This window comes from Streptomyces sp. NPDC001068 (assembly GCF_042897315.1).
GTDB lineage: Bacteria > Actinomycetota > Actinomycetes > Streptomycetales > Streptomycetaceae > Streptomyces.
Genome location: NZ_JBIAYD010000001.1, coordinates 1,167,189 through 1,190,525, shown reverse-complemented (window position 1 = coordinate 1,190,525; position 23,337 = coordinate 1,167,189). Strand labels below are relative to the sequence as shown.

15 protein-coding genes are annotated in these 23,337 nt (G+C 70.9%); 12 read left to right on the top strand and 3 right to left on the bottom strand.

The genetic code is table 11. The features are described 5' to 3' along the window. Window positions 1-14: 14 nt before the first annotated feature. The 4 genes from dapF (at window position 15) to hflX (ending at window position 6,517) form a co-directional block, all read left to right on the top strand. Window positions 15-878, top strand: a complete 864-nt coding sequence (dapF, locus tag ACFY3I_RS05055) for a diaminopimelate epimerase (RefSeq protein WP_390859348.1) — start codon at window positions 15-17, stop codon at window positions 876-878. Between the two features lie 295 nt (window positions 879-1,173). After that, window positions 1,174-3,315 carry a RelA/SpoT family protein gene (locus ACFY3I_RS05050; RefSeq protein ID WP_390859347.1) on the top strand — a complete coding sequence of 714 codons (2,142 nt, stop codon included), beginning with the start codon at window positions 1,174-1,176 and terminating at the stop codon, window positions 3,313-3,315. 68 nt (window positions 3,316-3,383) lie between these two features. Next, the gene (locus ACFY3I_RS05045) at window positions 3,384-4,865 is read left to right on the top strand and encodes a M1 family metallopeptidase (RefSeq protein ID WP_390859346.1); all 1,482 of its coding nucleotides are present in this window, start codon (window positions 3,384-3,386) and stop codon (window positions 4,863-4,865) included. Between the two features lie 158 nt (window positions 4,866-5,023). Further along, entirely contained in the window at window positions 5,024-6,517 is a 1,494-nt protein-coding gene (hflX, locus tag ACFY3I_RS05040; protein ID WP_365288634.1) for a GTPase HflX, read from the top strand. Window positions 6,518-6,661: 144 nt separating this feature from the next. Here hflX and ACFY3I_RS05035 read toward each other — a convergent pair whose 3' ends face one another. Then, window positions 6,662-7,879, bottom strand: a complete 1,218-nt coding sequence (locus ACFY3I_RS05035) for a trypsin-like serine peptidase (protein WP_390859345.1) — start codon at window positions 7,877-7,879, stop codon at window positions 6,662-6,664. 466 nt (window positions 7,880-8,345) lie between these two features. Between ACFY3I_RS05035 and ACFY3I_RS05030 the strand changes: the two genes are divergently transcribed. From ACFY3I_RS05030 to ACFY3I_RS05015, 4 genes are all read left to right on the top strand, one after another. Continuing rightward, window positions 8,346-10,043 (top strand): diaminobutyrate--2-oxoglutarate transaminase family protein, encoded by a 1,698-nt coding sequence (locus tag ACFY3I_RS05030; protein ID WP_390859344.1) that lies wholly within the window; start codon window positions 8,346-8,348, stop codon window positions 10,041-10,043. 1,116 nt (window positions 10,044-11,159) lie between these two features. Next, on the top strand, window positions 11,160-12,881 hold the full coding sequence (locus ACFY3I_RS05025; protein WP_390859432.1) for an IucA/IucC family protein: 1,722 nt from the start codon (window positions 11,160-11,162) through the stop codon (window positions 12,879-12,881). Between the two features lie 135 nt (window positions 12,882-13,016). Further along, window positions 13,017-13,901 (top strand): GNAT family N-acetyltransferase, encoded by an 885-nt coding sequence (locus ACFY3I_RS05020; RefSeq protein WP_390859343.1) that lies wholly within the window; start codon window positions 13,017-13,019, stop codon window positions 13,899-13,901. 284 nt (window positions 13,902-14,185) lie between these two features. Next, entirely contained in the window at window positions 14,186-16,162 is a 1,977-nt protein-coding gene (locus ACFY3I_RS05015) for an ATP-dependent DNA helicase (protein ID WP_390859342.1), read from the top strand. A gap of 151 nt (window positions 16,163-16,313) precedes the next feature. On the opposite strand, the gene lexA is transcribed toward ACFY3I_RS05015, so the two are convergent. Next, complete coding sequence (gene lexA / locus ACFY3I_RS05010) at window positions 16,314-17,093, bottom strand: transcriptional repressor LexA (protein WP_123973581.1); 780 nt, start codon at window positions 17,091-17,093, stop codon at window positions 16,314-16,316. Between the two features lie 504 nt (window positions 17,094-17,597). Between lexA and nrdR the strand changes: the two genes are divergently transcribed. Together nrdR and ACFY3I_RS05000 are read left to right on the top strand one after the other, a co-directional pair. Continuing rightward, complete coding sequence (gene nrdR, locus ACFY3I_RS05005; RefSeq protein ID WP_365288647.1) at window positions 17,598-18,149, top strand: transcriptional regulator NrdR; 552 nt, start codon at window positions 17,598-17,600, stop codon at window positions 18,147-18,149. A gap of 165 nt (window positions 18,150-18,314) precedes the next feature. After that, window positions 18,315-21,215, top strand: coding sequence for a vitamin B12-dependent ribonucleotide reductase (locus ACFY3I_RS05000; RefSeq protein WP_390859341.1), 2,901 nt, complete (start codon window positions 18,315-18,317; stop codon window positions 21,213-21,215). A gap of 75 nt (window positions 21,216-21,290) precedes the next feature. Here ACFY3I_RS05000 and ACFY3I_RS04995 read toward each other — a convergent pair whose 3' ends face one another. Then, entirely contained in the window at window positions 21,291-21,824 is a 534-nt protein-coding gene (locus ACFY3I_RS04995) for a TerD family protein (RefSeq protein WP_390859340.1), read from the bottom strand. A gap of 150 nt (window positions 21,825-21,974) precedes the next feature. On the opposite strand from ACFY3I_RS04995, the gene ACFY3I_RS04990 reads away from it, so the two are divergent. Both ACFY3I_RS04990 and ACFY3I_RS04985 read left to right on the top strand, forming a co-directional pair. Further along, entirely contained in the window at window positions 21,975-22,580 is a 606-nt protein-coding gene (locus ACFY3I_RS04990; RefSeq protein ID WP_365288653.1) for a YdbC family protein, read from the top strand. 97 nt (window positions 22,581-22,677) lie between these two features. Then, window positions 22,678-23,337: a histidine phosphatase family protein gene (locus ACFY3I_RS04985; protein ID WP_365288655.1), complete on the top strand. Its 660-nt coding sequence runs from the start codon at window positions 22,678-22,680 to the stop codon at window positions 23,335-23,337.

Here is a 23,337-nt window from a genome sequence, read left to right as displayed (position 1 = left end):
CGTACCCTCGAAGGATGAGCATCCCCTTCCTCAAGGGCCACGGCACCGAGAACGACTTCGTGATCGTCCCGGACCCGGACAACGCCCTGGACCTCACTCCGGCCGCCGTGGCCGCCCTGTGCGACCGCCGGTCGGGCATCGGCGCGGACGGCGTGCTGCACGTCGTCCGGTCCGCCGCGCACCCCGAGGCCAAGGGGATGGCCGCCGACGCGGAGTGGTTCATGGACTACCGCAACGGCGACGGCTCGATCGCCGAGATGTGCGGCAACGGCGTGCGCGTCTTCGCCCGCTACCTCCAGCACGCCGGTCAGGCCGCGGAGGGCGACCTCGCCGTCGCCACCCGCGGCGGGGTGAAGACGGTCCACATCGCCAAGGACGGCGATGTCACCGTCGGCATGGGCCGTGCCCGCCTCCCCGAGAGCGACGTCACGGTGCGCGTCGGCGACCGTACCTGGCCCGCCCGGAACGTGAACATGGGCAACCCGCACGCCGTCGCCTTCGTCGGGGACCTCGCCGACGCCGGCGACCTCTGCAGCCCGCCCCCCTTCAGCCCGGCCTCCGCCTACCCGGACGGGGTCAACGTCGAGTTCGTCGTCGACCGCGGCCCGCGGCACGTCGCGATGCGCGTGCACGAGCGGGGTTCCGGCGAGACCCGTTCCTGCGGCACCGGCGCCTGCGCGGTCGCCGTGGCCACCGCCCGGCGTGACGGCGCCGACCCGGCCGTCACCGGAACCCCGGCGACGTACACCGTGGACGTGCCCGGCGGACGCCTCGTCATCACCGAGCGACCCGACGGAGAGGTCGAGATGACCGGCCCCGCCGTGATCGTGGCCGAGGGTGAGATCGACGCCGATTGGCTGGAAAGCGCCGTCCGCTGAATCGGTGGGCGACAGCGAACCGTGGTCCGGGGTGTCGTGCAACCCCCGGATCCATGGCCTACGTTGGGCCCGGCGGCGAGAAACGTCGGCCACCCCCCGAACAGGTGGCGCAAAATCGTAAACCACCAAGTCGTCGCTCGAATGGGTGATCCGTTTCACGCTCGGCGAGAGGCGGTCGGTCGGGCGTGTTGGGCTCGGTAGCATCAAGCACCGGCACGGACGGGGGAACGTCACCAATCCCTGAGCCGTGTATGCCCTGGGGCCCCGTCTGCCGGTTCACGAGCCGGAGGTGCCCATGAGTGCGGAGGCCACGAACCCTGCGACGCCCGGACCTGTAGTGCCCACAGCGGCCCGCAGGAAGGCCCGCGCCAGGATCGACCTGCGTCGGCTCGGCCGGGCCGCGCTGCTCGGCAACGCGGCCCGCGGCAAACTCCCCGACGCCATCGGCCATGTCGCGGAGGCGCACCGGGCCCACCACCCCGACGCCGACCTCGAACCCCTGCGCCGCGCCTGGGTGCTGGCCGAGTCCTCGCACCGCGGCCAGATGCGCAAGAGCGGCGAGCCCTACATCACCCACCCCCTCGCGGTCACCCTGATCCTCGCCGAACTCGGGGCCGAGACCACGACCCTGACGGCCTCCCTGCTCCACGACACCGTCGAGGACACCGACGTGACCCTCGACCAGGTGCGGGAACAGTTCGGCGAGGAGGTCCGTTACCTGGTCGACGGGGTGACGAAACTCGAGAAGGTCGACTACGGGGCGGCCGCCGAACCCGAGACGTTCCGGAAGATGCTCGTCGCCACCGGCAGCGACGTGCGGGTGATGTCGATCAAGCTCGCCGACCGTCTGCACAACATGCGCACCCTCGGCGTGATGCGTCCCGAGAAGCAGGAGCGCATCGCCAAGGTCACGCGTGACGTCCTCATCCCGCTCGCCGAACGGCTCGGCGTGCAGGCCCTGAAGACCGAGCTGGAGGATCTCGTCTTCGCCATCCTGCACCCCGAGGAGTGCGCGCACACCAGAGAGCTGATCGCGCAGAACGCGGCCCGCGCGGACGACCCCCTCGCCGACATCGCAGACGAGGTGCGCGGAGTGCTGCGCGAGGCCGACATCCCGGCCGAAGTCCTCATCCGGCCACGGCACTTCGTCTCCGTCCACCGCGTCAGCCGCAAACGCGGCGAACTGCGCGGCGCGGACTTCGGCCGCCTGCTGGTGCTGGTCAACGAGGACGCCGACTGCTACGCCGTCCTCGGTGAACTGCACACCTGCATGACCCCGGTCGTCTCGGAGTTCAAGGACTTCATCGCCGTACCCAAGTTCAACCTGTACCAGTCGCTGCACACGGCGGTGGCCCGCGCCGACGGACAGGTCGCCGAGGTCCTCATCCGCACCCACCAGATGCACAAGGTCGCGGAGGCCGGCGTCGTCGCCCTCGGCAATCCCTACGCCCCGGCCGCCGACGCCCTCGCCCCCGACGCGCCCGTCACCGACGCCTCCGACGCGCCCGCCGACGGCGAGCGCGCCGACCCGACCCGCCCCGGCTGGCTCTCCCGCCTGCTCGACTGGCAGAAGGCCGCGCCCGACACGGACACCTTCTGGTCCACCCTCCGCGAGGACCTGGCCCAGGACCGGGAGATCACCGTCTTCCGTCCCGACGGCGGCACCCTCGGCCTCCCCGAGGGCGCCACCTGCGTGGACGCCGCCTACGCCCAGTACGGCGAGGACGCGCACGCCTGTATCGGCGCCCGGGTCAACGGCCGCCTCGCCACCCTCAGCACCGTGCTGAAGGACGGCGACACCGTCCAGCTGCTGATGGGCCAGGACCCGGCCTCCGAACCCTCCCGGGAATGGCTGGAGCACGCCCACACGCCCGCCGCGCGCATCGCGATCCAGCGCTGGCTGGCCACCCATCCGGACAGCGCCGAAGAGCCCCACACCCCAGTGGCGGTACCCACCCGCCCGGTCCCCGAGCCCCAGACCGCCACGCCCCGGACCGCCAACGCCATGGTCGCCGACCGGCCCGACGCGACCGTGCGACTGGCCGGCTGCTGCACCCCCGTACCGCCCGACGAGGTCACCGGCTTCGCCGTGCGCGGCGGAGTGGTCACCGTGCACCGTGTGGCGTGCGCGGCGGTGGCCCACATGAAGGGCACCGGGCGCCCCGAGACCGCCGTGAGCTGGGGTGACAGCACCGCCTGCCGGGTCACCCTGGTCGCCGAATCGTTCGGCCGCCCCCATCTGCTCGCGGACCTCACCGAGGCGATGGCCCAGGAGGGCGCCGAGATCGTCTCGGCGACCGTGGAACCCCCGAGCCAGCAGCGGGTCCGCCACACCTACACCGTCGAGCTCCCCGACGCGGCCCACCTGCCCGCCCTGATGCGCGCGATGCGCAACGTGGCCGGCGTGTACGACGTGGACCGAGCGCAACACCAGTAAGTACCCGTTCGAGTGGATTGGGCGCGCCGCTTCCCCGCGAGCCGGGAGCGCGCTGGTAGCGGTGGTCCATGTCGCTCACCCTCCGCGCCCGTCGGCCCCGGCGCCGGCACGCCGCGCTGCTCGCCTCCGCCGTCTCCGTCGCCCTGCTCGGCGCGAGTGCCCCGCCGGTTCCGCTGGGCATCGGAGACCGTCTCTTCCCCTACCTCGGCAACCCGGGGTACGACGTGGCGTCGTACGACCTCTCCCTCACCTATCCCGGCAGCAACGACAAGCCTCTCCAGGCCGTCACCGACATCGCCGCCTCGACCACCCGGGACCTGGACCGGATCAACCTGGACTTCGCGCACGGCAAGGTCGAGTCCGTCACGGTGGACGGCCGCCCCGCCGCCTTCGAGAGCGCCGGCGAGGACCTGGTCGTCACCCCGGACCGGCCGCTGCGGCAGGGCAGCTGGACCCGGATCACGGTGAAGCACACCAGCGACCCGGTGGCGGCCAAGGGCCAGGACGGCGGCTGGGTGCAGACCACCGACGGGCTCGCCATGGCCAACCAGGCCGACGCCGCCCACCTGGTCTTCCCGTGCAACGACCACCCGTCCGACAAGGCGATGTTCACCTTCCACGTCACCGCCCCGAACGGCTACACCGTCGTCGCCAACGGCCTCCCCACCGAGTCCGTCCGGGTCGGCGGCCAGACCACCTGGACCTACCGCACCCAGCACCCCATGGCCACCGAGCTGGCCCAGGTCTCCATCGGCCGCTCCGCCGTCCTGCGCCGCAAGGGCCCGCACGGCCTGCCCGTCCGGGACGTCGTCCCGAGCGCCGACGCCAAGACCCTCGAACCCTGGCTGGCCAAGACCCCGGACCAGATCGCCTGGCTGGAGGGGAAGGTCGGCATCTACCCCTTCGAGACCTACGGCGTGCTCATGGCGCAGGCGTCCACGGGCTTCGAGCTGGAGACCCAGACCCTCTCGCTCTTCGAGAAGGGCCTGTTCACCGAGCCCGCCTACCCCAAGTGGTACATCGAGTCGATCATGGTGCACGAGCTGTCCCACCAGTGGTTCGGCGACAGCGTCAGCCCGCGGACCTGGTCGGACGTCTGGCTGAACGAGGGCCATGCCACCTGGTACGAGGCCCTCTACGCGGAGGAGAAGGGCAAGCAGCCCATGATCAACCGCATGAAGGCCGCCTACGGCGCCTCCGACCGCTGGCGCGCCGCCGGCGGACCGCCCGCCCGCCCCAAGGTGCCCGACCCGGGGCAGAAGATCGGCATTTTCCGCCCCAGCATCTACGACGGTGCCGCCCTCGCCCTCTACGCCCTGCGCCAGGAGATCGGCAGGCCCGCCTTCGAACGCCTGGAGCGGATCTGGGTGCGGCAGCACAGGGACGACACCGCCACCACCGCCGACTTCGTCCGGCTGGCGTCGTCGATCGCGAACCGCGACCTCACCGGCTTCTTCGACGCCTGGCTGTACGGCGAGAAGACCCCGCCGATGCCCGGCCATCCGGACTGGAAGCAGGTCGCCGCCCCGGCCAAGCAGTCCAGGAAGTGACGGCGGCGCGGCCCCCGGAATAACACGGTGCCGGGACGGTGCGTACCGTGCGACCATCATCAGGTCGGCGCGGTACGGGTCGCGGGGAATCTCCCGGGGTACCCGTACGTTGAGAAAGCGAACGCCGATATCGGCATCCCCATCGACGTAAGGACCCAATGACCTCCTCTTCTTCCCCTTCCCAGGACACCAGGCGCCTCGCGCAGGACTACCCCGAAGGTCTTCGGGCCGATGCCCTGATGGAAGAGGACGTCGCCTGGAGCCACGAGATCGACGGAGAGCGGGACGGCGACCAGTTCGACCGCTCCGAGCGTGCGGCCCTGCGCCGTGTCGCCGGCCTCTCCACCGAGCTCGAGGACGTCACCGAGGTCGAGTACCGCCAGCTCCGCCTGGAGCGGGTGGTACTGGTCGGGGTGTGGACCACGGGCACCGTGCAGGACGCGGACAACTCCCTCGCGGAGCTGGCCGCCCTCGCCGAGACGGCGGGCGCGCTGGTGCTCGACGGCGTCATCCAGCGCCGTGACAAGCCCGACGCGGCCACCTACATCGGCTCCGGCAAGGCCCTGGAACTGCGCGACATCGTCGTCGAGAGCGGCGCGGACACCGTCATCTGCGACGGTGAGCTGAGCCCCGGCCAGCTGATCCAGCTGGAGGACGTCGTCAAGGTCAAGGTCATCGACCGGACCGCCCTGATCCTGGACATCTTCGCCCAGCACGCCAAGTCCCGAGAGGGCAAGGCGCAGGTCGCGCTCGCGCAGATGCAGTACATGCTGCCGCGCCTGCGCGGCTGGGGTCAGTCGCTGTCCCGGCAGATGGGCGGCGGCTCGGGCGGCGGCCTCGCCACCCGTGGCCCCGGTGAGACCAAGATCGAGACGGACCGGCGGCGGATCCGCGAGAAGATGGCGAAGATGCGCCGGGAGATCGCGGAGATGAAGACCGGCCGCGACATCAAGCGCCAGGAGCGCAAGCGCCACAAGGTGCCGTCCGTCGCCATCGCCGGCTACACCAACGCCGGAAAGTCCTCCCTGCTCAACCGCCTTACCGGCGCCGGTGTCCTGGTCGAGAACGCCCTGTTCGCGACCCTGGACCCGACCGTCCGCCGCGCGGAGACCCCGAGCGGCCGCCTCTACACGCTGGCCGACACCGTCGGATTCGTGCGCCATCTGCCCCACCACCTGGTCGAGGCGTTCCGCTCCACCATGGAGGAGGTCGGCGACGCCGACCTGATCCTGCACGTGGTCGACGGCTCGCACCCGGTACCGGAGGAGCAGCTGGCCGCCGTGCGCGAGGTGATCAGGGACGTCGGCGCCACCGACGTACCCGAGGTCGTCGTGATCAACAAGGCGGACGCGGCCGACCCGCTCGTCCTGCAGCGCCTGCTGCGCAACGAGAAGCGCTCCATCGCGGTCTCCGCCCGCACCGGCCAGGGCATCCAGGAGCTGCTCGCCCTGATCGACGACGAGCTGCCCCGCCCGTCGGTCGAGATCGAGGCGCTCGTCCCCTACACCCACGGCAAGCTCGTCGCCCGCGCGCACAACGAGGGCGAGGTCCTCTCCGAGGAGCACACCGCCGAGGGCACCCTGCTCAAGGTCCGGGTGCACGAGGAACTGGCGGCGGAACTGACGCCGTACGTGGCGGCTCCGGCCGTGTGACAGCCCGTAGCCGAATGGGCCGCCCCCTTCGCGGGGGCGGCCCATTCGGCTACCTGGGGGTGCGGGGACCGCGCCGCCGACCACGACGGCGAGCGTCCCGCCGACGCACCGCGTCCACCACGGCGCGACGACGGGACCCGTCCCTCACCGACCAGCGAACTCCTTGCTGACCCCCTCGTACACACCCTTCGCCACATCACCGAACCGCGGCCCCGCGAGCCACCCCGAACTCACCGGCCCGATGGACGTGTTGGACACCAGCGCGGCCTTGCCGTCGGAGCCCGTCTCCACCCAGCCGCCACCCGAGGCACCACCGGTCATCGTGCAACCGATCCGGTACATCGTCGGCGCCGACGCGTCGACCGACAGCCGCCCCGGCTTGTCCGCGCACTGGTACAGCAGCGACCCGTCGTAGGGCTTCGCCGCCGGATACCCGGTGGCCGTGATGCCCGACACCTTCGGCACGGCCGGCGCGTCGAACTTCACCGGGAGCGCCGAACCGACCGTCTCCTCCAGGGACTTGCCGTCACCGCCCTGCTCCGGCGTCACATGGATCACGGCGTAGTCGTACGACGCGCCGTCGCCGCCGGTCTCCCCGCCCTGGTCGATCCACTGCTGCGAGGTCTGGGCCCCGTCACCCCACCAGACGCCGTACGGCGCGATCTGGGACCGCGTCGCCTGCGCCAGCGCGGTGCCGGTCAGCCCCTGGTCGTTGTACGACGGTACGAACGCGATGTTGCGGTACCAGCCGCCGTTCTTGCCGGCGTGCACGCAATGGCCCGCCGTCCACACGAGGTTGGACTTGCCCGGGTGCGCCGGATCCTCGACGACCGTCGCCGAGCAGACCATCGTGCCTTCGGGGGAGTCGAAGAACACCTTCCCGGCGGTGGCCACGTTGGCGTGGTACGCCGGGCGTACGGCCTTCGCCTCGACCGGCTCCGGCGTCGGGTCCGTCACCCCCTGGTCACCCGAGAGGTCGTTGTCGTCGACGCCCTTGTTCTTGTCCGGGTCGTCGGCGTCCCGCATCCGGTTCGGGTTCCACAGCCCCCTGATGATCGGGTTGACGAAGTCGTTGGCCTCGCGCAGCCAGTCGTCCCTGTCCCAGTTCTTCCAGGCGCCGTGCTTCCACTTGTCGATGTCGATCCCGTGCTCTTTGAGCCTGTTCTTGATGTCGTCCGGGATCTTGATCTTGCCGTCGCCGGTGTCGGCCGTGGCGGACGCGGACGCCGGGCCGCCCGCGTTGTCGTCGCCGGAGCTGTCGCAGGCGGTGGCGGTCAGCGCCAGCGCCGAAGCGAGGGCGACGGCCGCCAGCGCCCGGGGCGCGCCCCTTCGAAGGGTGAACGACGGCCGGATGGATCGCATGCTGGTGACTCCCCCTGTTGGTAAGGAACTTGACCGTCACACTATGTGCTCGCTGTGCGGACCCGCCCATGGAAGAGCAACGGTTTCGCTACGGGCGGTCCGGGACGGACCCCACCGGCGTCGGTCATCCCGATCACTCCGATCATCCCGATCACACCGACCTCGTCGCCCTCGTCGCCCTTGTCGAACCGTGCTGTCCCGGACGGCTGAGTACGGGTCGTCTCCCGACGGTCCGAGCGGGGTGGCCTGAGGGAAACCAGTTGCCGGGTGAGCCGGTCGGCTGATGGGCCGGTGCCGGTGCGCGTGCCCGCTGTTCACCCGTGTCCATGGCGCCGCCAAGGTAATGATCTCGCGGTAACCCGTAACCGGATGGCCGATCCTGGGTTGGTAGCGGTGGGGGTCCCGCTGCCTGTGCCCGGTGCCCGTCGATCAACTCGCCTGTGGACACCGGGGAGGACAGCGAGCCGTGGCCGTTACGGAGTCGGTGACCGGGGAGACGTTCGAGGGAGCGCGTGAGGCGCACGAGGGGATCCTGAGACGTCAGTCCGCGCGCGAGTCGCGGGCGCGGACCTACGCGCGCGCCCTTCCCATCGTGCCTCTGCGGGCTCGCGGCCTGACCATCGAGGGCGCTGACGGCCGCCGCTACCTGGACTGCCTCTCCGGTGCGGGCACCCTCGCGCTCGGCCACAACCATCCGGTCGTGCTCGAAGCCATCCGCGGAGTCCTGGACTCCGGCGCCCCGCTCTCCGTCCTCGACCTGGCCACCCCCGTCAAGGACGCCTTCATCACCGAGCTGTTCCGCACCCTGCCTCCCGGACTCGCGGACCGTGCCCGCGTCCAGTTCTGCGGGCCCGCCGGGACGGACGCCGTCGAGGCCGCCTTCAAGCTGGTCCGGGCGGCGACCGGCCGCTCCGGCATCGTGTCCTTCACCGGCGCCTACCACGGCATGACCAGCGGCGCGCTGGCCGCCTCCGGTGGGGCCCGTGACGTACAGGTCGCACGGCTGCCCTACCCCCAGGACTACCGGTGCCCCTTCGGCGTCGGCGGCCCGGGAGGCGCCGAACTCGCGGCCCGCTGGACCGAGTCCGTCCTCGACGACCCGAAGTCCGGCGTTCCGCTGCCCGCCGGGATGATCCTCGAACCCGTCCAGGGCGAGGGCGGGGTGATCCCGGCACCCGACGACTGGCTCCGGCGGATGCGCCGGATCACCGCCGACCGGTCCGTCCCCCTCATCGCCGACGAGATCCAGACCGGGGTCGGCAGGACCGGCGCCTTCTGGGCCGTCGAGCACAGTGGCGTCACCCCCGACGTGATGGTCCTGTCCAAGGCCATCGGCGGCAGCCTCCCCCTTGCCGTCGTCGTCTACCGCGACGATCTCGACGTCTGGGATCCCGGCGCCCACGCCGGCACCTTCCGTGGCAACCAGCTCGCCATGGCCGCAGGCGCGGCCACCCTCGCCCACGTCCGGGAGAACGGCCTCGCCGAACGTGCGGGCCTGCTCGGCTCCCGCATGCTCTCCCAGCTGCGCGGCCTCCAGGAGGAGTTCGCGTGCGTGGGCGATGTCCGAGGACGAGGCCTGATGATCGGGCTGGAACTGGTGGACCCGGAGGGCGAGCGCGACACCGGGTCCGCGCAGGGCGGATACGCGGCGGCCGTCGGAGAGAACTCGGGGCGCGCCGCGGCCGGCCAGGACGGTGCGGGGACGCGCCGGAACGCCGTTCGGGGCGGTGTACGGCCGACCGGTGACACGGCCGGGGACGGACCGGAGGGGATCCGGGGTGCCGCGTGGGACGGAGCTGACGGAGCGGGCGCGGGCGACGGTACGGCGGACGGGCGCCTTCGGGGCGGCGGCACGGAGCGTGGCCGGGACGGGAGTGCGGTGAGCGGGTACGGCGGACCGGCTCGGCCCCGGCCGCTCCCGGCCGCTCCCGAACTGGCCTCCGCCGTGCAGCGCGCGTGTCTGGACCGCGGACTGATCGTCGAGCTCGGCGGCCGCCACGGCGGCGTCGTACGACTCCTTCCGCCGCTGACCATCACCGACGAACAGGCCACCGCCGTCCTGGACCGCCTCGCCGACGCCGTCACGGCGGTTGCCCGTGACCCGGCAGCTCACGGCGTCCGTCGGCCCGGCCGATCCGAGGGCCGCCACGAGCCGGCCGGCTAGCGCGCGCGTCCACACCGGGCCGACCGGCCACCGCGCCCACGGCGACCGAGCCGGACGGACGACCCGGCCGGTACCGGACCGGCGAACCGTCCGGAAGGCGCCCGCGCTTCGGGCCGGAACCGGCGCCGGCACCGGTCCTGGGACCGGTCCCGGGACCGGCGGGCGGGCCGTCCTCCGCCGCCGGACCGCCGGGATCACCCCGGGCGTCTCGCGTCGCCGAGGCGAATCGGTCGCTCCGGACGCCCGGACCGGATGACTCACCGCGACCGGGCCGTGCCCGAATCCCCACACCGTCCCCACCTCCCTCGAAAGGAAAACCGGCACTCGACTCACCTCCCCGACAGCCGAGTTCTCCGCATATGACGGCCGATGGTCGTCGGCCGTCGTATGCGAAGAGCCGACGGCCGGCCCCGCACCGCTCAAGCCACCCGAGGAACCCCCTTGAACGCCACCCCCGCCCCCGACGACCACGGAGACCAAGGCCCACAGGGACGCCCCGTTCCCCTTGCCGAGTCGGTTCCCCAGCAACGCGGACGCACCCTCCCGCCCGAGCGGCCCCGTGACGACACCGCGGACCTTCTGGAACACCCCGACCCGGACGTGGCCGCCCAGGCCGCCGCGGTGGACAACCTGCTGCGCTGCTGGGTCCGCGAGACGAACCTCCCCGTGCCCGACTCCGGCATCCTCCGTATTCCGTTCACCGCCACCGGTGCGACCCTCCTTGTGCCGGTCCGGTACTGGTCCGCGACCGGCTGGCACCGCTTCGGCCACCCCCGTCTGGCCGGCGTTCCCGACACCGCCCCGCCCGTCGACGCGGTCACCCTCGCGGTCCTGTTGGGCCGGGAGACGACCGGAACGGCCTGGGACACGCAGAGTCACCCCGAGGCGGCCCCGGGCGGCGCCGAGACGGTCCCACGTCAGGCCGACACCGTCCCTCACCAGGTCGAGCCGTTCCCCCATCTGGCCGACGCCGGTGCCCATCAGCACGAGCCGTTCCCTCACCAGGCCGATGCGGGTGCCCATCAGTCCGAGCCGTTCCCTCATCAGGCCGACGCGGGACTCCACCAGTCCGAGTCGTTCCCTCATCAGTCCGAGCCGTTCCCCCATCAGTCCGAGCTGTTTCCCCACCAGGCGGAGACCATCCCGCATCAGGCCGAGACCGTTCCGCGTCAGGCCGAGGCCCTCCCGCGTCAGGCCGAGACCGTCCCCCGCCAGGCCGACGGCAATCCCGGTCCGGTCGAAGGGATCGGTGCCCAGCCCGCCAACGGCCGCTTTCTGCGCTCCGACGCCGACACCTTCCGTCTCGACGGCGACCACCGTCTGCCCGATGGCACACCTCGCCCCGCCGAAGGCGCCGCCCGTACGCAGGCCACGCCGGACGTCGGTGACCTCGTGGCCCGGGTCGCCGACTCCGTCCGTCGCACGGCCGCCTTCATCACGGACCGCCGCACTCACCCCACCGACGGCCCCGACCGCTTTCTCGCCGCCGAGCAGGCCCTCCTGCTGGGCCATCCGCTGCACCCGACCCCGAAGAGCCGCGAGGGCCTGACCGACTCCGAAGCCCGGCTCTACTCACCGGAGTTGCGCGGCTCCTTCCCCCTGCACTGGATCGCGGTCGCCCCCTCGCTGCTCGCCACCGACTCGGCCTGGACCGAGCGCGGCCGAGCGGTCCCCGCGCCGGACCTCATGGAGAGCCTGGCCGGTACGGCCCTCCCCCTGCCGGACGGCTACGCGGCCGCCCTGCCCCTGCACCCCTGGCAGGCCCGTGAGATCCGGCACCGTGAGTTGACCGCCGCCCTCCTCGATGCCGGGCTCCTGCGCGACCTGGGCCCCCTCGGCGCCCCCTGGCATCCCACCTCCTCCGTACGAACCGTGTACCGCACCGGCGCCCCCGCCATGCTGAAGCTGTCCCTGGGGCTGCGCATCACCAACTCCCGCCGGGAGAACCTCCGCAAGGAGCTCCACCGCGGTGTGGAGGCGCACCGGCTGCTGCGCGCCGGACTGGCCAAGCGGTGGCAGGCCGTCCACCCCGGCTTCGACATCGTGCGCGACCCCGCCTGGCTGGGCGTGGACGGCCGGGACGGCCGACCCGTACCGGGCCTGGACGTGGTGATCCGGCACAACCCGTTCACCCCCTCCACCGACGTGTCCTGTCTCGCCGGACTGACCGCACCCCTGCCCCTGGACGTCCAGGCGGCGAGCGGCGGTGCGCGGCCCTGCCGGTCCCGGCTCGCCCGGTTGGTCGCCCGGCTCGCCGAGCGCACCGGCCGCCCCGTCGGCGCGGTCGGCGCCGAGTGGTTCCTGCGCTACCTGGAGCAGGTCGTCCGCCCGCTGCTCTGGCTCGACGGTGAGGCAGGCATCGCCCTGGAGGCACACCAGCAGAACACCCTGCTCCTGCTGGACGCCGAGGGCTGGCCCGCCGGCGGGCGCTACCGGGACAACCAGGGCTACTACTTCCGTGAGTCCCGGCGGACCGAGCTGGAGGCGCGGCTGCCAGGCATCGGCGAGTACAGCGACACCTTCGTCTCCGACGAGGTCGTCGACGAACGCTTCGCCTACTACCTCGGCATCAACAACGTGCTCGGTCTGATCGGCGCGTTCGGCTCCCAGCGGCTCGCCGACGAACGCCTGCTGCTCGCGGCGTTCCGCCGGTTCCTCGCCGACGTGGCCACCGGACCCGCCGCACTGCGCACCCCCCTCCCCGGCCGCCTGCTCGACTCACCCGTCCTGCGGTGCAAGGCCAACCTGCTGACCCGGCTGCACGGCCTGGACGAACTCGTCGGCCCGGTCGACACCCAGTCCGTCTACGTGACCATCACCAACCCCCTCCACAGCTGACCGCCGTTCTCCGACCACGGACCTCCGCCGAGTGGCACTGGTCCCTCCTCACCCCTCATCCACTCATCCACCGACCTCCATCCACATCACCGACCGAGGAACATGACCCACCTCGTCTCCTGAGAGGAGCGCACCATGCCTCCCACCGACGCGAGCGCCGACGCAGGCCCCGTACCGGTCCACCCCGTCCACCCCGGCCGCTCAGGCCCCGCCGAGGATGGCGGGGACTGTGAGGACACCCTGGACCTCCGCCTGCCCGCCGACTTCCTCGCCCTCTTCGCCGGTCAGGCGCCCGGCGAAGATCGCGATGCGCCCGCCCGCACCGGCGCGACCGGGACGCCCGGTCCCGACGACGGCGGAGTCGCCCCCCTCGGCGACGCGCCATCCGTACCGCCCGGCCAGGATCTCCGGCCCGCTCCCCAGGACCCACTCGGCCCACTCGACACGCTCGACCTGCTCGACCGGCCGGGAACCTGGGGTCCCACCGAGACCCCCGTCGGCACCTTCCAGCTCGTGCCGGTCCGGGTCGAACGCGATCTGCCGGTCATCACCCGCTGGATGAACGACCCCGCCGTCACCGCGTTCTGGCAGCTGGGCGGGCCACAGACGCGGACGGAGGACCACCTGCGTGCTCAGCTCGCGACGGACGGACGGAGTGTGTCCTGCCTGGGCAGCCTCGACGGCACCCCGATGAGCTACTGGGAGATCTACCGGGCCGACCTGGACCCCCTGGCCCGTCACTACCCGGCGCGCCCGCACGACACCGGGGTTCACGTCCTCATCGGAGACGCCGCCGACCGAGGACGGGGACTTGGGTCCGCGCTGCTCAGAGCCGTTGCCGATCTCGTACTCGATCACCGCCCGGCCTGCGCGCGCGTCGTCGCGGAGCCCGATCTTCGCAACACCCCCTCCGTGGCCGCCTTCCTCGGCGCCGGCTTCCGCTACGCCGCCGAGCTCGACCTGCCTGCCAAACGGGCCGCTCTCATGATGCGAGACCGGTCCCTACGTCATCTGATGTAGCGCTGAGTGATGGCGCGTACACATGTAGTACGAAGCGGCCGCCGGTCGAGTTCCCGCTGCCGGGAAGAATTACGGGGAAGCCTCTTCCCGGCCGTTGGGGAGGAAACGGAGGAAACGGCACGGGCGAACGCCCCGGCCTGCCCTCCCTCCTTTGGCCGGCTTCCGGTCCTTCTCCGTACAGCCCGTCCGGGAGCACCCCGTCCGGGAGCACCCCGCCCGATCCCGCCCCGCGTCCCCGTCGTGATCGCCCGGTTGTCAGTGCCGGGCCGTAGGGTGGTCGCGCTATGACGAAGCCCTCACTCCCTGAACTCCTGCACGCCGCTGTCACAGCCGTCGGCGGTACGGAGCGCCCTGGCCAGGTGACCATGGCCGAATCGGTCGCCGCGGCGATCGACGACGGATCCCATCTGCTGGTCCAGGCCGGCACCGGCACCGGAAAGTCACTCGGCTATCTCGTGCCCGCGCTGGCCCACGGGGAGCGGGTCGTCGTGGCGACGGCGACCCTCGCCCTGCAGAGACAGCTCGTGGAGCGCGACCTGCCGCGCACCGTCGACGCCCTGCACCCGCTGCTGCGCCGCCGGCCGGAGTTCGCGATGCTCAAGGGCAGGTCGAACTACCTGTGCCTGCACCGGCTGCACGAGGGCGTGCCCCAGGACGAGGAGGAGGGCCTCTTCGACCAGTTCGAGGCGGCGGCGCCGACCAGCAAGCTGGGCCAGGACCTGCTGCGGCTGCGGGACTGGGCGGACGAGACCGAGACCGGTGACCGTGACGGCCTCACGCCCGGCGTCTCCGACAAGGCCTGGGCCCAGGTCTCCGTCTCCTCCCGCGAGTGCCTGGGCGCGTCCAAGTGCGCCTACGGCGCCGAGTGCTTCGCGGAGATGGCCCGTGAGCGGGCCAAACTCGCGGACGTCGTCGTCACGAACCACGCGCTGCTGGCGATCGACGCCATCGAGGGCGCCCCGGTGCTCCCGCAGCACGAGGTGCTGATCGTGGACGAGGCGCACGAACTGGTCTCGCGGGTCACCGGCGTCGCCACCGGCGAGCTCACCCCGGGGCAGGTCAACCGCGCGGTGCGGCGCGCCGCCAAGCTGGTCGACGAGAAGGCGGCCGACCAGCTCCAGACCGCCGCGGAGGGCTTCGAACGGCTGATGGAGCTGGCGCTGCCGGGCCGCCTGGAGGAGATCCCGGAGGATCTCGGTTATGCCCTGGCGGCCCTCAGGGACGCCGCCCGCACGGTGATCTCCGCGATCGGCGCCACCCGCGACAAGTCGGTCCAGGACGAGGACGCGGTCCGCAAGCAGGCACTGGCCTCGGTGGAGGGCGTGCACGACGTGGCGGAGCGCATCGTGAACGGCTCCGAGTGGGACGTCGTCTGGTACGAACGCCACGACCGCTTCGGCGCCTCCGTGCGGGTCGCCCCGATGTCCGTGTCTGGCCTGCTCAGGGAGAAGCTGTTCGCGGACCGCTCGGTCACCCTGACCTCGGCCACCCTCAAACTCGGAGGTGACTTCAACGGCGTGGGCGCCTCGCTGGGCCTTGCCCCGGAGGACACCGAGGGCGAGGACCTCCCGCAGTGGAAGGGTGTCGACGTCGGATCCCCCTTCGACTATCCGAAGCAGGGCATCCTCTATGTCGCCAAGCACCTCTCGCGCCCGGCCCGGGACGGCGACCGCGCCGACATGCTCGACGAACTGACCGAGCTGATCCAGGCGGCCGGCGGCCGAACCCTCGGGCTCTTCTCCTCGATGCGGGCAGCCCAGCAGGCCGCCGAGGAACTGCGGGTCAGGATCCCCGAGTTCCCCGTACTGCTGCAGGGTGAGGAGACCCTCGGGGAACTGATCAAGAACTTCGCGGCGGACCCACGGACCTGTCTCTTCGGCACCCTGTCGCTGTGGCAGGGCGTCGACGTCCCCGGCCCCAGCTGCCAGCTGGTCGTCATGGACAAGATCCCGTTCCCGCGTCCGGACGACCCGCTGATGAGCGCCCGGCAGAAGGCCGTGGAGGACGCGGGCGGCAACGGCTTCATGGCGGTCGCGGCCACCCACGCCGCGCTCCTGATGGCGCAGGGCGCCGGCCGGCTGGTCCGGGCGTCCGGGGACCGAGGGGTCGTAGCCGTACTCGATCAACGGCTGGCCACCGCCAGGTACGGCGGCTATCTGAAGTCGTCGCTGCCGGACTTCTGGTTCACCACGGACCGCAACCAGGTCCGGAAGTCGCTGGCCGCCATCGACGCGGCGGCCCGGCAGGGGGAGACGGAGTGACAGCGGGTCGGCCCGACCCGAACGCCGGTCGGGCCGATCCGCTGTCGCAGGGCGCGGTCGCCGGGGCTCAGGACAGAGCAAGACCCCGGAACCGGCGCAGGGGTTCCGGGGCCCGATCAGAGGGCGGGCGGACGGTCGCCCGCCGCGGGCGTCAGACGCGCCGCAGGACCGCGACGACCTTGCCCAGGATGGTCGCGTCGTCACCGGGGATCGGCTCGTAGGCCGAGTTGTGGGGGAGGAGCCAGACGTGGCCGTCCTCGCGCTTGAAGCGCTTCACGGTGGCCTCGCCGTCGAGCATGGCGGCGACGATGTCGCCGTTCTCGGCGACCGGCTGGCGGCGGACGGTGACCCAGTCGCCGTCGCAGATCGCGGCTTCGATCATGGAGTCACCGACGACCTTGAGCACGAACAGCTCACCGTCGCCGACCAGCTGCCGGGGGAGAGGGAAGACGTCCTCGACCGACTCCTCGGCCAGGATCGGGCCGCCGGCGGCGATCCGGCCGACCAGCGGGACGTACGACGCGGCCGGCTTGCCGGCGGTGTCCGTGGGCTGCACGGTCACGGCCTGGTCGGAGCCGCGCACCTCGTACGCGCGTGGGCGGTGCGGGTCGCGGCGCAGGAAGCCCTTGCGCTCCAGTGCCATCAGCTGGTGCGCCACCGAGGACGTGCTGGAGAGGCCGACGGCCTGGCCGATCTCGCGCATCGACGGCGGGTAGCCCCGTCGCTGCACCGAGTCCCTGATCACCTCGATCACCCGGCGCTGCCGGTCGGTGAGCCCCGAGCTGTCGGCCCGGATGCCTGGAGGTCGGCCCGGTAGGGAGCGCTTGTGCCCCTCGGGATTCACGGCTTCGTTCATGGCGTGCACCGGGTCGATTCGGCCCTGGGAGCGGTCCTGGGCGGTGATGGTGGCACTGTCTGCGGTCGTGGTCACGTCGGCCCCTCTCGATGGTCTCCCTGCTGGACAACGGTAGTAGCTTTCGAAAGGTTGCGCCAAACACACGTTCGAGTGAAAAAACGCGGTTCACCGTACGCGATCACATGTCTGGGTGTATGGCCCACGCGATGGCCGACAGATGCGAGGTCCCGCCGTTGTACTCTTCGCCGCCGGGGCGAAGGCCTCGAGGGTGTGCCCAGTCTGCCATCCGGACCGCCGCCGGCCGGGGTGACCTCCCCGATCTGCGCCGGAGTCGCACGTGACCTCCGTGCGGCGCCCACGGTATCTCCGTATCCCCCGTCGCGGTACGTGTGCGACACGCGCGACCTGGCGATGTATCAGCCAATCACCACATCTAGTGGTTGGATTGCTACGGCAGCCCACAAGTTGTGGTCCCCCGGGTCTCCGGCGCCTCTGAGATCGCCTATGCTTGGGGCTGCTTCGCGGGGCCCGAGTGGTCTGGCGAGGCCATCGAGTCTGCTGTGAGGAGGGTTGGAGATCATGTACTGCCCCTTCTGCAGGCATCCCGACAGCCGTGTGGTCGACAGTCGTACGACCGACGACGGCACGTCGATCCGCAGGCGCCGCCAGTGTCCCGACTGCTCCCGTCGTTTCACGACCGTGGAGACGTGCTCACTCATGGTGGTGAAGCGGTCCGGAGTGACCGAGCCGTTCAGCCGTACCAAGGTCATCAACGGCGTGCGCAAGGCCTGCCAGGGGCGGCCCGTCACCGAGGACGCGCTCGCCCAGCTCGGCCAGCGGGTCGAGGAGGCGGTGCGGGCCACCGGAAGCGCCGAGCTGACCACCCACGACGTGGGGATGGCCATACTCGGCCCCTTGCAGGAACTCGACCTCGTCGCCTACCTGCGATTCGCCTCCGTCTACCGGGCCTTCGACTCGCTGGACGACTTCGAGGCCGCGATCGCGGAGCTCAGGCAGGCGGCGCGGGGCCCCGTCGCGGACGAAGAAGACGCGGGAGCGGGGAGCCGGGAAGACGATGGCGGGCCGGGCGGTGCCACCAGGGCGCCCGAGCCCGTCCACTCCGTCGGCTGACGGGCGGACCGGAACCGGGTTGGAGGACCCGGATCCGGTTGTCGGGCGACGATCCAGGACTTGTCGCGGGTGGCAGCTGAGGGTGCCCGCGGCGTGACTACAGAACAGCGTGTCACGGGAACAACGTGGCATTTCAGGGCGTTTTCGCCCGTAGAGGGAGGCGGCATGACAGAGACGGCGAGCGGTCCGGCACGGAGTTCCCGCGCGAAGGGGACGAAGGCCACCAAGGGACTGCGTATCGAGCGCATCCACACCACCCCCGGCGTACACCCGTACGACGAGGTGAGCTGGGAGCGCCGTGACGTCGTCATGACCAACTGGCGCGACGGCTCGGTCAATTTCGAGCAGCGTGGCGTCGAGTTCCCCGACTTCTGGTCGGTGAACGCGGTCAACATCGTCACCAGCAAGTACTTCCGGGGCGCCGTCGGCACCCCGCAGCGCGAGACCGGCCTCAAGCAGCTGATCGACCGCATCGTCAAGACGTACCGGAAGGCCGGTGAGGACTACAAGTACTTCGCCTCGCCCGCCGACGCCGAGATCTTCGAGCACGAGCTGGCCTACGCCCTCCTGCACCAGATCTTCAGCTTCAACAGCCCCGTCTGGTTCAACGTGGGCACGCCGCAGCCCCAGCAGGTCTCCGCCTGCTTCATCCTGTCCGTCGACGACTCCATGGAGTCGATCCTCGACTGGTACAAGGAAGAGGGCATGATCTTCAAGGGCGGCTCCGGCGCCGGCCTGAACCTCTCCCGGATCCGCTCCTCCAAGGAGCTGCTCTCCTCCGGCGGCAACGCCTCCGGCCCGGTCTCCTTCATGCGCGGCGCGGACGCCTCCGCCGGCACCATCAAGTCGGGCGGCGCCACCCGCCGCGCCGCCAAGATGGTGATCCTGGACGTCGACCACCCCGACATCGAGGACTTCATCAAGACCAAGGTGACGGAGGAGGAGAAGATCCGCGCCCTGCGCGACGCGGGCTTCGACATGGACCTGGGTGGCGACGACATCACGTCCGTCCAGTACCAGAACGCCAACAACTCCGTCCGCGTGAACGACGAGTTCATGAAGGCGGTCGAGCAGGGCGGACAGTTCGGGCTGCGCGCCCGGATGACCGGCGAGGTCATCGAGGAGGTCCAGGCCAAGAGCCTGTTCCGCAAGATGGCCGAGGCCGCCTGGGCCTGCGCCGACCCCGGCATCCAGTACGACGACACGATCAACCACTGGCACACCTGCCCGGAGTCCGGCCGGATCAACGGCTCGAACCCCTGCAGCGAGTACATGCACCTGGACAACACGTCCTGCAACCTCGCCTCGTTGAACCTCATGAAGTTCCTGAAGGACGACGGCAAGGGCACCCAGTCCTTCGACGTCGAGCGCTTCGCGAAGGTCGTCGAGCTGGTCATCACCGCGATGGACATCTCCATCTGCTTCGCGGACTTCCCGACCCAGAAGATCGGGGAGAACACCCGCGCCTTCCGCCAGCTCGGCATCGGTTACGCCAACCTCGGCGCGCTGCTGATGGCGACCGGCCACGCCTACGACTCCGACGGCGGCCGCGCGCTGGCCGGTGCCATCACCTCCCTGATGACCGGCACGGCGTACAAGCGTTCCTCCGAGCTCGCCGCGGTCGTCGGCCCGTACGACGGCTACGCGCGCAACGCGGACGCCCACAACCGCGTCATGCAGCAGCACGCCGACGCCAACGCGGTGGCCGTGCGCATGGACGACCTGGACACCCCGGTGTGGGCCGCCGCCACGGAGGCCTGGCAGGACGTGGTCCGCCTCGGTGAGAAGAACGGTTTCCGTAACTCCCAGGCGTCCGTGCTCGCCCCCACCGGCACCATCGGTCTCGCGATGTCCTGCGACACCACCGGCGTCGAGCCCGACCTGGCCCTGGTCAAGTTCAAGAAGCTGGTCGGCGGCGGCTCGATGCAGATCGTCAACGGCACCGTCCCGCAGGCCCTGCGCCGCCTGGGCTACCAGGAGGAGCAGATCGAGGCGATCGTCGCCCACATCGCCGAGAACGGCAACGTGATCGACGCCCCGGGCCTCAAGCCGGAGCACTACGAGGTCTTCGACTGCGCCATGGGCGAGCGCGCCATCTCCCCGATGGGCCACGTCCGCATGATGGCCGCGATCCAGCCCTGGATCTCCGGTGCCATCTCCAAGACGGTCAACATGCCGGAGACGGCCACCGTCGAGGAGGTCGAGGAGATCTACTTCGAGGCCTGGAAGCTCGGCGTCAAGGCGCTCGCGATCTACCGCGACAACTGCAAGGTCGGCCAGCCCCTCTCCGCCAAGACCAAGGAGAAGGAGAAGACCGAGGTCACCGAGAAGGCCGAGGCGACCATCCGCGAGACGGTCGAGAAGGTCATCGAGTACCGCCCGGTCCGCAAGCGTCTGCCGAAGGGGCGTCCCGGCATCACCACGTCCTTCACCGTCGGCGGCGCCGAGGGCTACATGACGGCCAACTCCTACCCGGACGACGGCCTGGGCGAGGTCTTCCTGAAGATGTCCAAGCAGGGTTCGACCCTCGCGGGCATGATGGACGCCTTCTCCATCGCGGTCTCCGTCGGTCTCCAGTACGGCGTTCCGCTGGAGACGTACGTCTCCAAGTTCACGAACATGCGTTTCGAGCCGGCCGGCATGACGGACGACCCGGACGTGCGGATGGCGCAGTCGATCGTCGACTACATCTTCCGCCGCCTGGCGCTGGACTTCCTGCCCTTCGAGACGCGGTCCGCGCTCGGCATCCACTCCGCCGAGGAGCGTCAGCGTCACCTGGAGACCGGCTCGTACGAGCAGTCCCTGGAGGACGCGGACGTCGACGTCGAGGGCCTGGCCCAGTCGGCGCCGCGCGCCCAGGAGCTGAAGGCCGTCGTCACCCCGAAGGTCGAGGTCGCGGTGGCCGAGCCCGCCCCGAGGCAGGCTCACACCAGCGCCGAGCTGGTGGAGATGCAGCTGGGCATCCAGGCCGACGCCCCGCTCTGCTTCTCCTGCGGTACGAAGATGCAGCGGGCCGGTTCCTGCTACATCTGCGAGGGCTGCGGCTCGACCAGCGGCTGCAGCTGACGGGTCGACATGAAGTGAGGTAAGGGGCGTCGGCGTTGGCCGACGCCCCTTACCGTTGCTCCTGTTCGCTCGCCGTCACGGCCGGCCGAGGCCGCCCATCGCAGGGGCGAAGACGACGGGGTCGTCCTCGAAGCCGTGCAGACCGGGCCGGAAGCTCCAGTCTCCGGAGCCGTCGCGCACGAACTCCGCGACGGCGGCGGCCGTGGCACCGAGGACCGATCCGAAGTCGTCCTCGGCCAGCACGTTGTAGCCCTCCCGGACCCGCACCTGCGGGTTCAGGACGTTCACGAACGTACGGTGCGCCGACCGCTGCTGGATGACGACCCCGACCACCACACGGGTGTACCGGCTGTTGAGCCGGTCGAGTTCGAGCGTCATCACCTCGTCCCAGCCGAAGCCCTTGCCGTCCTGGCTGTCCCGGTTGAGGAAGATGGTTCCGTCGGGCGAGCGGCTGTCGAAGTGCACGAGGTAGGCCGCGTTCCCGTACGGGTCGTCCGCCGTGTACGTACCGGCAACGATGTCGAGATCGGTGGGTGCCTGCCCTGCCGGGCTGGGATCCCACTTCAGTGCGACCTCGACCTTGGTGATCGCCTTGCTGAAACCGCTCATCACGCGCCCCTTCCCCCCAGAGGTCCATTGCCCCGATCGGCCTGCTGCCAGGGCCTGTTGTCCATCGTGCCATGTGCGCCGGGGCGCGTGCGCGGGTGATCTCCGCCGGAGCGTGACCGGCGCCACGTCCCATGGCCTTACGATGGCGCGGTGCTGGTCAAGTGGATTCGCTGCACCGTGGTGGACCGCCGCGGCTTCGAGCGGGGGCAGCGGAAATGGGCGGGGCTTCTGGGGGAGCCGGGATTTCGGGGACAGGGCGGTGGCTGGAGTCGGCAGCGAGCCGGGGTGGCGCACACCTTCGCCTTCTGGGAGAGCCGCGCCTTCTACGATTCCTTCATGGCGCGCTCGCACGACCGCCTGGCCGCGTCCCAGTCCGGCACGTACAAGGACCAGCAGGTCAAGTTGTTCGAGTACCGGTTCGACGTGAAGACCGGCTTCGAGCCGCGCTTCACGGACTCCGACCTGGTCCGGGTGGCCCTCTGCCGGGTGCACGAGGAGCGCGTCGAGCACTTCACGCTGATGCAGGAGAAGGTCTGGAACCCGGCGATGGCCGGCTCGCCCGGCATGATCCGGGGGATGTTCGCGGAGGCCCCGGCGCACGAGTTCATGATCCTTTCGATGTGGCGGTCGGCCGCCGAGCACGGCAAGTACCGCACCGAGCGGGTGGAGCGCCTGGCGCTCCGCGCCCAGACGGAGACCGACATCGCGGCCCTCACCGGGGACATCGTGGAGCTCGAACCCAGCTGGATCGTTTGATCCTTCAATCCGTGATGGACCCATGATTTGCGTCACCAACGCGGGATGAGCCCCATCCGAGTGCTCGACTTCCGGTCACCCGATCTAGGGTTTTGGCATGGCACGACCACGGCGCATCGTCCTCGTCCGGCACGGCGAGTCAACCGGCAATGTCGACGACTCCGTGTACGAGCGGGAACCCGACCACTCCCTGGCCCTGACCGAGCGGGGCTGGCGGCAGGCCGAGGAGACCGGCAAACGCATCCGGGAGATCTTCGGCCAGGAGCCGGTCAGCGTGTACGTCTCCCCGTACCGCCGTACCCACGAGACCCTCCGGGCCTTCCACCTCGACCCGGACCTCATACGCGTACGCGAGGAGCCCCGGCTGCGCGAGCAGGACTGGGGGAACTGGCAGGACCGCGACGACGTGCGCCTGCAGAAGACGTACCGGGACGCGTACGGGCACTTCTTCTTCCGCTTCCCCCAGGGCGAGTCCGGGGCCGACGTGTACGACCGGGTCGGCGGCTTCCTGGAGAGCCTGTTCCGCAGCTTCGAGGCACCGGACCACCCGCCCAACGTGCTCCTGGTGACCCACGGCCTGGCGATGCGGCTGTTCTGCATGCGCTGGTTCCACTGGACGGTCGCGGACTTCGAGTCGCTGTCGAACCCCGGGAACGCCGAGATGCGGATGCTCGTTCTCGGGGACGACGGCAGGTACACGCTCGACCGGCCCTTCGACCGCTGGCGGGACCCGGAGGCCAACTGGATGAGCGGCTAG

Excerpts from the sequence above, each read along its gene's own strand:
- ACFY3I_RS05035 (WP_390859345.1), bottom strand. The coding sequence starts at position 7,879 with ATGCGATCCATCCGGCCGTCGTTCACCCTTCGAAGGGGCGCGCCCCGG.
- hflX (WP_365288634.1), top strand. The coding sequence starts at position 5,024 with ATGACCTCCTCTTCTTCCCCTTCCCAGGACACCAGGCGCCTCGCGCAG.
- nrdR (WP_365288647.1), top strand. The coding sequence starts at position 17,598 with ATGTACTGCCCCTTCTGCAGGCATCCCGACAGCCGTGTGGTCGACAGT.
- ACFY3I_RS05045 (WP_390859346.1), top strand. The coding sequence starts at position 3,384 with ATGTCGCTCACCCTCCGCGCCCGTCGGCCCCGGCGCCGGCACGCCGCG.
- ACFY3I_RS05015 (WP_390859342.1), top strand. The coding sequence starts at position 14,186 with ATGACGAAGCCCTCACTCCCTGAACTCCTGCACGCCGCTGTCACAGCC.
- ACFY3I_RS05000 (WP_390859341.1), top strand. The coding sequence starts at position 18,315 with ATGACAGAGACGGCGAGCGGTCCGGCACGGAGTTCCCGCGCGAAGGGG.
- ACFY3I_RS04995 (WP_390859340.1), bottom strand. The coding sequence starts at position 21,824 with ATGAGCGGTTTCAGCAAGGCGATCACCAAGGTCGAGGTCGCACTGAAG.
- ACFY3I_RS05020 (WP_390859343.1), top strand. The coding sequence starts at position 13,017 with ATGCCTCCCACCGACGCGAGCGCCGACGCAGGCCCCGTACCGGTCCAC.
- ACFY3I_RS04985 (WP_365288655.1), top strand. The coding sequence starts at position 22,678 with ATGGCACGACCACGGCGCATCGTCCTCGTCCGGCACGGCGAGTCAACC.
- dapF (WP_390859348.1), top strand. The coding sequence starts at position 15 with ATGAGCATCCCCTTCCTCAAGGGCCACGGCACCGAGAACGACTTCGTG.
- ACFY3I_RS05050 (WP_390859347.1), top strand. The coding sequence starts at position 1,174 with ATGAGTGCGGAGGCCACGAACCCTGCGACGCCCGGACCTGTAGTGCCC.